This is a genomic window from Agromyces sp. NPDC052230, from assembly GCF_040679595.1.
GTDB lineage: Bacteria > Actinomycetota > Actinomycetes > Actinomycetales > Microbacteriaceae > Agromyces.
Genome location: NZ_JBFAVC010000001.1, coordinates 322,576 through 332,151, shown reverse-complemented (window position 1 = coordinate 332,151; position 9,576 = coordinate 322,576). Strand labels below are relative to the sequence as shown.

Here is a 9,576-nt window from a genome sequence, read left to right as displayed (position 1 = left end):
TCGAGAGCGGCTTACGGCTCGTTGCCGATCTTCTTGTCGAGGTTCGCCCGCACCTCGTCGACCTTCGCGTCGTGCTCGTCGGGCAGGACCTTCTTGGCCGCGTCGGCGACGGCGTCGAACACCTTGTCGCTGATGTCCTCGGCCTTCTCGCTGTTCAGCGCCTCTTCGATCTTGTCCTTGTTCTCCTCGACGAAGTCCTTCGCCTTGCCCGTGAGATCGTCAAGAGCTCCCATGTCCCCCACCATCCAATCCGTTCGTCCTCGTTCGTCATCGTATGCCCCGAGCCGTGGGCGGCGGAAGGCGTCGGTCGATCGTGGAAGACTCATGGGATGACCGCCATTCGACCCCCAGATCGCCCCCTCATCGGCCGCTTCATCAGCCTGACGCCGTTCTCCGAAGCCGACGTGCCCGACCTCTTCCGGGCGCTCGGGCACCCCGAGGTGTTCGCCGGTGGGTACGGCGGCGGGCCGGGCGGGTTCACGCCGGACCTCGAGGCGTTCGAGCGGTTCGCGATCGAGTCGTACTCGGGTGGCGCCGACGCGATGCCGTGGACGCTGCGGATCGAGGGCGGGCCCGACCACGGCATCGTCATCGGAGCCACGAAGTTCGCCGACTTCGACCTGCAGCAGGAGTACGGCCACATCGGATGGACCGGCTACGACCCACGCGTCTGGGGCACGGCGGTGAACCCCGAGGCCAAGCTCCTCCTGCTCGGCCTCGCCTTCGACCACGGGTTCGGTCGGGTGAAGATCCAGGCGGATGCCGTGAACGCGCGCTCGCGGGCGGCGATCACGAAACTCGGGGCGCACTTCGAGGGCATCGCGCGGCGCGACCGGCAGCGTGCCGACGGCTCGTGGCGCGACACCGCCATCTACTCGGTGACGATCGACGACTGGCCGGCCGTGCGGGCCGGGTTGGAGGCGCGGCTGACGGCCTGGGGTGATCGTCCGGTCACGCTCGCAGGCGATCGGGCCCGGGCCCTCGACGCCCGCTGAGCGTTCAGCCCTGGCGGTGCCGCCGTGCCGCCTCGGGCACATGCAGCCGGGTGAGGAACGCGTCGGCGCCGCGCGGCACGCCGCGGCGATCGGCGCGTGATGCCAGCACGGTGACGAGCATGGCCAGCGGCACCGTCCAGGCGGCCGGCTGCTCGAGGAACGGGCGGATGCCGGGGGCCGCCGCCCCGAGCAGGGAGCCGCCGAGGATGGCCGCCCCCGAGAGCACGGCGCCGGTCAGCATGCCCGCGATGGCGCCGCGCGCGGTGAGCCCACGCCACCAGATGCCGAGCAGCAGCATGGGGCAGAGGGTCGACGCCGTGAACGCGAACACGAGCCCCACACTGCCCGCGAGCCCCGCCGACTCGGTCGCCAGGGCGACGAGGAGCGGCACGAACGACGACGCGACGGCCGCGATGCGGAACCCGCGCACGCTGCCGCCGATGAGGTCCTGGCTGATCACGCCCGCGAGCGACACCACCAAGCCCGACGAGGTCGAGAGGAATGCAGCGAACGCCCCCGCGATGACGAAGGCCGTGAGCAGGTCGCCGACCGGGCCGGGCACCAGCCGCCCGGGCAGGAGCAGCACCAGCGCATCCGCCTCGCCCGAGGCCGCGAGGTCGGGGGCGAAGGCACGGCCGAGCAGGCCGAACGCGGTCGGGAACAGGTAGAACACCGAGAGCAGCACGAGCACGATGACGGTGGTGCGCCGCGCGGCGGTGCCGTCGGGGTTCGTGTAGAAGCGCACGAGGACGTGCGGCAGGCCGAGGGTGCCGAGGAGGAGCGCGACCATGAGCGAGACCGTGCGGTAGACGTCGAGGTCACCGGGGCCGGCCGCCGCCGGGAATGCCTGGATGGGCGGCAGCTCGGGCTCCACGCCGCCGACCATGATGAGCAGCACGACGACGGGCACCGCGAGCGCCGTGAGCTTCAGCCAGAACTGGAATGCCTGCACGAAGGTGATCGAGCGCATGCCGCCGGCGGCCACGACCACCGCGACGATCACGGCGACCGCGAGTGAGCCCGCCCACGACGGCAGCCCCGTGGTGATGCGCACCGTGAGGGCGGCGCCCTGCAGCTGCGGCACGATGTAGAACCAGCCGATCACGATGACCAGGGTGCTCGTCACGCGGCGCGCCCACACCGACTCGAGTCGCGCCTCGGTGAAGTCGGGGATCGTGTACGCGCCCGAGCGGCGCAGCGGCGCGGCCACGAACAGCAGTAGCATGAGGTATCCCGCGGTGTAGCCGATCGGGAACCAGAGGCCCGCCGAGCCCGTGAGCAGGATGAGTCCGGCGATGCCGAGGAACGACGCGGCCGAGAGGTACTCGCCGCCGATCGCCGACGCGTTCCACCACGGGCGGACGGTGCGCGACGCGACGTAGAAGTCGCTCGTCGTGCGCGAGACCCGCAGCCCGTAGAAGCCGATGAGCGCGGAGGCCACGGCGACGGCGACGATCGCCGTGTAGCCGATCGCGGGGTTCACTCGTCCTCCGTCAGCGAGCGGTAGCGCGCCTCGTTGCGGGTCGCGGCCCGCACGTAGAGCCCGCCGACCGTGATGGCCAGCGGATACACGCCGACGCCGAGGAGGAGCCACGAGAGAGGCACGCCGGCGACGAACGTCTCGTCGAGCACGGGCGTGAACGCGATCGCCAGCACGAAGACGGCGGTCGCCACCACGAAGCCCACCGCCATGACGACGCCGAGCCGGAGCTGCGATCGGATGAGCGAGCGCACGTAGACGCCCGAGATGTCGCTCGTCGGGGCGTCGGTGCCCGCGTGCGCCGTCGGGCGAGCGGATGCCGCAGCATCGGCTCGTGGTGCGGTCACCCGCACTCGCGGTGGCGCGGCATCCGGCACCCCGCCGCCGCGCGCCTCCACCTCGTCGCTCATGGCCTCGGCCGGATCGTGGCCTGCTCGAGCCGCTCCCGCAGCCCGGGCAGGAGGCGGCGACTCACCGGGAGCTCAGCCGCCCCGACGATGACGCTCGGGTGATCGGTGCCGAGTCGGATGCGGGTGAGGTGCGGGATCGCGACCAGGTACGACCGGTGGATCCGCACGAAGGTGTCGGCCCACTGGCGCTCGAGGTCGGACATCGGCACGCGCACGAGGTAGCTCGCCTCCTCGGTGTGCAAGCGCGCGTAGTCGCCCTGCGCCTGCACGTAGCGCACCTCGTCGCGGCGGATCATCCGGGTGGTCCCCCCGAGGGTCACGGCGATCATCTCGGTCTGCGAGGCGGCTGCGGCATCCGGAGCCGGCGTCGACGACGATTTCAACGCCTCGACGACGCGGCTCACCGAGCGGTGCAGGCGCTCGGACCGCACGGGCTTCAGCAGGTAGTCGACGGCCGCGAGGTCGAACGCCTCGAGCGCGCCCTCCTCGTCGGCGGTGACGAAGACGAGCGCGGGCCGTCGCTCGAAGCGCTGCAGCGCCCGTGCGAGATCGAAGCCCGTGAGTCCCGGCATGTGGATGTCGAGGAACGCCGCGTCGACGGGCTCGCGCGTGAGCAGCCGGATCGCCTCGGAACCCGAACTCGCCTGGTGGATCACCCCGATGCGCGGGTCCTGGCCGAGCAGGAACGCGAGCTCGTCGATCGCGGGCTGCTCGTCGTCGGCGATGAGCACGGAGATCACGGTGCCAGTCTCCCATCGGCTCCGAGGCCGTCGGCGGATGCCGCGACACGGCCGGGCTGCGACTTCGGAATGCGCATCCGCACCAGCGTTCCGGCGCCCACGTTCGTCTCGACCACGAGCCCGTGCTCGTCGCCGTACACCTGCCGGAGGCGCGCATCCACGTTGCGGAGCCCCACATGCTCACCGGGCGCGCCACCGGCGAGCACCGTCTCGAGCACGGCGGGGTCGATGCCGACGCCGTCGTCCTCGACGCTGATCTCGGCGAACGCGCCCGAGTCGGCGGCCGTGATCGAGATGCGACCGCCGCCTTCCTTCGACTCGAGGCCGTGCCGCACCGCGTTCTCGACGAGCGGCTGGATCGAGAGGAACGGCACCACCGTCGAGAGCACCTCGGGCGCGATCTGGAGCGACACCCGCAGCCGTTCGCCGAAGCGCGCTCGCTCGAGCTTGAGGTAGCTGTCGATCGAGCGGAGTTCCTCGGCGACGGTCGTGAAGTCGCCGTGGCGGCGGAAGGAGTAGCGCGTGAAGTCGGCGAACTCGAGCACGAGGTCGCGCGCCTTCGCCGGATCGGTGTTGATGAACGACGCGATCGCGTTCAGCGAGTTGTAGATGAAGTGCGGGCTGATCTGCGCGCGGAGCGCGCGCACCTCCGCCTCGGCGAGCGCCGCCCGCGACGCGTCGAGCTCTCCGAGTTCGACCTGGGCGGCAACCCAGTCGGCGACCTCCCCCGTCGCACGAACGAGCCCGGCCCGCACGGGTGCCGCGAAGGCCACGATGGCCCCCGCCGGCACGCCGCTCGCGCGGATCGGCGCGGCGACGGCATCCGTCTCCTCGTCACCGATGCGGATGCGCCGCTGCACCTGCGGCTTGCCCGACGCGCTCGCCTCGGCGGCGAGCCGGCCGGCGACCGCGCGCACGGCGTCGTCGCCCTCGACCGTGACCGTGCCCGCCGGATCGACGAGCGCGAGGCTCTCGCAGCCGAGGAGCGCCCGCAGGTGCCGGCCCGCCCGGATCGCGTCGGTCTCGCCGATGCCGCCGCGCAGGTGCTTGGCGGCACGGCTCGCAAGATGCAGCGTCTGGTACGTCGCCCGCTCGACGTCGGTGCCGAGCTCGCGCGACGTCACCACGAGCCGACGGAGCAGCAGTACGACGCCGACGGCGAGCGCCCCGGCGACGACGCCGGCGGCAGCGGCGAGCAGCATCGACTCGGGCATGGAGGCCAGCGTAGCCGTCGTTCGTCGTCGCAGCCGAGCCGTTCGTCGCACCGTGGACGCCGTTCACCGACGACGAACGGTCGACGCCCCCGGCGGCCGTTCCGGGAGGCGAGCATAGGTCCACTGCGAACGCAGGCGGCGCGGCGGTCGGCCCGCCGAAACCCCTCGAAGGAGAGACGCCATGGGCAACGACGCCCTGAGCGCGGAGCTCGACCTCAGCAAGGTCGACTACCACGCCGTGCAGCAATCGCCAGAGTTCCAACAGCTCCGACGCACTCACCGGAGCTTCGTCTTCCCCGTCCTCGCCGCGTGCCTGGTCTGGTACCTCGCCTACGTGCTGCTCGCGGTGTACGCGGTCGACTTCATGTCGACGCGCGTGTTCGGCAGCATCAACGTCGCCATGCTGCTCGGCCTCGCGCAGGTCGTCACGACCTTCGCGGTGACCATGTGGTACGTGCAGTGGACGAACAAGCACCTCGACCCGAAGTCGGAGCTGATCCGCGACGAGATCGAGTCGGGCGTGTTCTTCGACAAGGCCGACGAGGGGGTGGCGCGCTGATGCTGCACCTCGAAGCGGCGAGCTCCTCGCCCGGCAACCCCTGGCTCAACATCGGCATCTTCGGCGCCTTCGTCGCCATCACGATGGTCATCGTGTTCCGCGCCAGCCGGAACAACAAGACCGCGGCCGACTACTACGCGGCCGGTCGCTCGTTCACGGGCGGCCAGAACGGTTCCGCCATCGCGGGCGACTACCTCTCGGCGGCATCGTTCCTCGGCATCGTCGGCGCCATCGCGATGACCGGTTACGACGGCTTCCTCTACTCCATCGGCTTCCTCGTCGCCTGGCTCGTCGCCCTGCTCCTCGTGGCCGAGCTCCTGCGCAACACGGGCAAGTTCACCATGGGCGACGTGCTCTCGTTCCGTCTCAAGCAGCGGCCGGTCCGCATCGCGGCGGCCATCACGACGCTCGCGGTGTCGTTCTTCTACCTGCTCGCGCAGATGGCGGGCGCCGGCGGCCTCGTGTCGCTGCTGCTCGGCATCGGCGACGGCATCGGCCAGGCCGTGGTCATCACCGTGGTCGGCGGCCTCATGATCCTCTACGTGCTCGTCGGCGGCATGAAGGGCACCACCTGGGTGCAGATCATCAAGGCCGTGATGCTCATCGCCGGTGCCGGCATCATGACGGTTTGGGTGCTCGCGATCAACAACTTCGACTTCTCGGCCCTGCTCGACCGTGCGGTCGCGGTCGCCGAGAACCCCGCGATCCTCGATCCGGGCCTGAAGTACGGCGTCTCCGAGCTCGCGAAGGTCGACTTCCTCTCGCTCGGCCTCGCCCTCGTGCTCGGCACCGCGGCGCTGCCGCACGTGCTCATGCGCTTCTACACGGTGCCCACGGCCAAGGAGGCCCGCAAGTCGGTCGTCTGGGCGATCTGGCTGATCGGCATCTTCTACGTGTTCACGCTGGTGCTCGGCTACGGCGCCGCGGCGCTCGTCGGCCCCGAGGTCATCGCCGCCGCACCCGGCGGCCCGAACTCGGCGGCTCCGCTCCTCGCGTTCGCGCTCGGCGGTCCGGTGCTGCTCGGCATCATCTCGGCGGTCGCGTTCGCGACGATCCTCGCGGTCGTGGCGGGACTCACGATCACCGCCGCGGCCTCGTTCGCGCACGACATCTACGCGTCGGTCGTGAAGAAGGGCAAGCCCGAGCCGGGCGCCGAGGTCAAGGTGGCGCGTCGCACGGTGGTCATCATCGGCATCGTCGCGATCATCGGCGGAATCGGCGCCAACGGCCAGAACATCGCGTTCCTCGTTGCACTGGCGTTCGCGGTCGCGGCATCGGCGAACCTCCCGACCATCGTCTACTCGCTCTTCTGGAAGCGCTTCACGACCCGCGGCGCGCTCTGGAGCATGTACGGCGGCCTGATCTCGGCGATCGTGCTCATCGCGTTCTCGCCGGTCGTGTCGGGTTCGGCGACGTCGATGCTGAAGACCGAGGCGATCAACTTCGCGATCTTCCCGCTGTCGAACCCGGGCATCGTCTCGATCCCGCTCGCCTTCCTCCTCGGGTGGATCGTCAGCGTGATCGACAACCGTCGCGAGGACGCGGCCAAGCAGTCCGAGATGGAGGTCCGCTCGCTCACGGGCATCGGCGCCGAGAAGGCGGTCAGCCACTAGCGAGCACAGCTTCGACGCGGCAGGAACGCCTGCCCGGCCGCGTCGAATGAACAGACGGGGGCGGATGCCACGACGGTGAGTCGCGGCATCCGCCCCCGTTGCTCGTGGCGGGCGGCGCGTCCGCTACATGTTGATCATGTGGCCGACGAGTCCGTGGAACGCCTCCTGCAGCCCTTCCGAGAGAGTCGGGTGCGTGTGCACGTTGCGCGCCAGCTCGAGGGCGCCGAGATCCCACTTCTGCGCGAGGGTGAGCTCGGGCAGGAGCTCCGAGGCATCCGGCCCGATGATGTGGCCGCCCAGGAGCTCGAGGTACTTCGCGTCGGCCACGAGCTTCACGAAGCCGACCGGGTCGCCGAGGCCGTGCGCCTTGCCGTTCGCCGAGAACGGGAACGTCGCGACCTTCACGTCGTAGCCCTCGTCGCGGGCCTGCTGCTCGGTGAGGCCGAAGCTCGCGACCTGGGGCGAGCAGAAGGTCGCGCGCGGCATCATGCGGTAGTCGTCGAACCCCATCGTCTCGGCGCCGCCGATCGTCTCGGCCGCGACCACGCCCATCGCCTCGGCGACGTGCGCGAGCATGAGCTTCGCGGTGACGTCGCCGATGGCGTAGATGTGCGGCACGTTGGTGCGCATGACGTCGTCGATGGCGATCGCGCCGCGGTCGGTGAGCTGCACGCCCGCCGCCTCGAGCCCGAAGTTCTCGACGTTCGGCGCGAAGCCCACGGCCATGAGCACGCGCTCGACCTCGAGCGAGCCGGGCTGGCCCTCGGCTCCCTCGTAGGCGACGGTGACGCTCGAGCCGTTGTCGGTGACCGTCTGCACCTTCGTGGAGGTGAGGATCGGCACGCCGAGCTTGCGGTACTGCTTCGTGATCTCCTTCGAGACGTCGACGTCCTCGTTGGGGAGCGCCCGGTCGAGGAACTCGATGATCGTCACGTCGACGCCGTAGTTGCGCAGCACGTAGGCGAACTCCATGCCGATGGCACCGGCGCCGACGATCGCGATCGAGCGCGGAAGCTCGCGGCTCAGGATCTGCGTCTCGTAGGTGACGATGTTGTCGGAGAGCTGCACGCCCGGCAGGAGTCGCACACGGGAGCCGGTCGCGATGATCGCGTTGTCGAAGGTGAGCGTCTCGGTGGACCCGTCGGCCTTCGCGACGTCGATCGTGTTCGCGTCGCGGAACGTGCCACGGCCGTCGAACTCGGTGATGCCGTTCTTCTTCATGAGGAAGTGCACGCCCTTGACGCGGCCGTCGGCCACCTGGCGGCTGCGGTCGAACGCGGCGCCGTAGTCGAACGTCGCCTCGCCCGAGATGCCGAAGGTCTTCGCCTGAGCGTGGAAGATGTGCGCGAGCTCGGCGTTTCGCAGGAGCGCCTTCGAGGGGATGCATCCGACGTTGAGGCACACGCCGCCCCAGTAGCGTTCCTCGATCACCGCGGTGCGGAGGCCGAGTTGAGCGGCGCGGACGGCGGCGACATACCCGCCGGGGCCGGCGCCGAGGACGACGACATCGAAGTGGCTGGTCATGCTGCCAGCCTAGGCGTGGGCCCCGGCGAGCCGGAAACGCCGGCGCTCGCGTCAATCCCTTCCGCTGACGGTCGATCCGGTTCCATACTGGCCGCGTGATGACCGCGGTGTGGTTCGGACTGGTCGCCTCGAGCGCCCTGCTGATCGGCGCGATCGTCGGGGTGCGATTCCAGCTCCCGAAGCGCCTGTTGGCGATCCTGCTGTCGTTCGCCGCGGGGGCGTTGATGACGGCACTGGCGTTCGAGCTCTTCGAGGATGCCTACGAGCAGGGCGGCATCGTGCGCGCGGCCGGCGGGCTGCTGCTCGGTGCCGTCGTGTTCGCCGTCCTGAGCGCACTGCTCGACCGATGGGCCCAGCCCGGTTCGAGGTCGAAGCCGACCGCCGAGGTCGAGGGGAGCGTGAAGCTCGACACGGATGCCGCAGCCGCCGATCGCCCACCCACGGCGGCCTCCACTCGCGGCGCCGCCGGGCTGGCGCTGCTCGCCGCGGTGACGCTGGACGGCGTGCCCGAGAACCTCGCCCTGGGCGTCGCCCTCGGGGAGGCCGGCTCGGGCGGCCTCGCCCTGCTCGCCGCGATCTTCGTCTCGAACCTCCCCGAGGCGCTCGTGGGGGCGTCGTCGATGAAGAGCCAAGGGCGTTCCTCGGCGAGCATCATCGCCCTGTGGACGGGATGCGCCGCGCTGCTCGTGCTCGCCGCCGTGCTCGGGGCGGGACCGCTCGCGAACACCGACCCCGCGACGATCTCGCTGCCGCTCGCGTTCGCCGCCGGCGCCGTGATCGCCTCGCTCGCCGACACCCTCATGCCCGAGGCGTACGAGCATGGGGGACCGGCGGTGGCGCTCAGCACGGCCGCGGGGTTCGTGCTCTCGTTCGTGCTCTCGCTCGCCTGAGTCGAGGCCGCCACTATCCGGCGCGGTCCGGGACTGCCGACCTGCGGCGGATTCCGGACATGCAGATCCGGAACCCTCGTGGGCGGCACTTCGCGCGACGTACGCTCGACCCGTGAGCACCGCCACGACACCTCGATCCCCGGCAGCGCCG

At 70.6% G+C, this 9,576-nt stretch carries 10 protein-coding genes; 4 read left to right on the top strand and 6 right to left on the bottom strand.

The window, feature by feature from the left end:
• Window positions 1-11: 11 nt before the first annotated feature.
• Window positions 12-233, bottom strand: coding sequence for a hypothetical protein (locus AB0K73_RS01625; RefSeq protein ID WP_360510938.1), 222 nt, complete (start codon window positions 231-233; stop codon window positions 12-14).
• Window positions 234-329: 96 nt separating this feature from the next.
• Here AB0K73_RS01625 and AB0K73_RS01620 point away from each other — a divergent pair, with 96 nt between their 5' ends.
• A complete protein-coding gene (locus tag AB0K73_RS01620) occupies window positions 330-995 on the top strand; it encodes a GNAT family protein (RefSeq protein WP_360510939.1) in 666 nt (221 codons plus the stop codon).
• 4 nt (window positions 996-999) lie between these two features.
• Here the strand turns inward: AB0K73_RS01620 and AB0K73_RS01615 are convergent, their stop codons facing one another.
• From AB0K73_RS01615 to AB0K73_RS01600, 4 genes are read right to left on the bottom strand one after another with little or no spacing between them, the layout of a single operon-like run.
• Window positions 1,000-2,478, bottom strand: a complete 1,479-nt coding sequence (locus AB0K73_RS01615; protein ID WP_360510940.1) for a cation acetate symporter — start codon at window positions 2,476-2,478, stop codon at window positions 1,000-1,002.
• Window positions 2,475-2,885, bottom strand: a complete 411-nt coding sequence (locus AB0K73_RS01610; RefSeq protein WP_360510941.1) for a DUF485 domain-containing protein — start codon at window positions 2,883-2,885, stop codon at window positions 2,475-2,477. The genes AB0K73_RS01615 and AB0K73_RS01610 overlap by 4 nt, the downstream gene beginning before the upstream one ends.
• Window positions 2,882-3,625 carry a LytTR family DNA-binding domain-containing protein gene (locus tag AB0K73_RS01605; protein WP_360510942.1) on the bottom strand — a complete coding sequence of 248 codons (744 nt, stop codon included), beginning with the start codon at window positions 3,623-3,625 and terminating at the stop codon, window positions 2,882-2,884. Before AB0K73_RS01605 ends, AB0K73_RS01610 begins: the two co-directional genes overlap by 4 nt.
• A complete protein-coding gene (locus AB0K73_RS01600) occupies window positions 3,622-4,839 on the bottom strand; it encodes a histidine kinase (protein ID WP_360510943.1) in 1,218 nt (405 codons plus the stop codon). Before AB0K73_RS01600 ends, AB0K73_RS01605 begins: the two co-directional genes overlap by 4 nt.
• A gap of 181 nt (window positions 4,840-5,020) precedes the next feature.
• Between AB0K73_RS01600 and AB0K73_RS01595 the strand changes: the two genes are divergently transcribed.
• Complete coding sequence (locus AB0K73_RS01595; protein WP_360510944.1) at window positions 5,021-5,398, top strand: DUF485 domain-containing protein; 378 nt, start codon at window positions 5,021-5,023, stop codon at window positions 5,396-5,398.
• Window positions 5,398-7,011 (top strand): cation acetate symporter, encoded by a 1,614-nt coding sequence (locus tag AB0K73_RS01590; protein ID WP_360510945.1) that lies wholly within the window; start codon window positions 5,398-5,400, stop codon window positions 7,009-7,011. Before AB0K73_RS01595 ends, AB0K73_RS01590 begins: the two co-directional genes overlap by 1 nt.
• 123 nt (window positions 7,012-7,134) lie before the next feature.
• Here AB0K73_RS01590 and lpdA read toward each other — a convergent pair whose 3' ends face one another.
• Entirely contained in the window at window positions 7,135-8,535 is a 1,401-nt protein-coding gene (gene lpdA / locus AB0K73_RS01585) for a dihydrolipoyl dehydrogenase (RefSeq protein ID WP_360510946.1), read from the bottom strand.
• A gap of 95 nt (window positions 8,536-8,630) precedes the next feature.
• On the opposite strand from lpdA, the gene AB0K73_RS01580 reads away from it, so the two are divergent.
• Window positions 8,631-9,425, top strand: coding sequence for a zinc permease (locus AB0K73_RS01580; protein ID WP_360510947.1), 795 nt, complete (start codon window positions 8,631-8,633; stop codon window positions 9,423-9,425).
• Window positions 9,426-9,576: the final 151 nt, after the last annotated feature.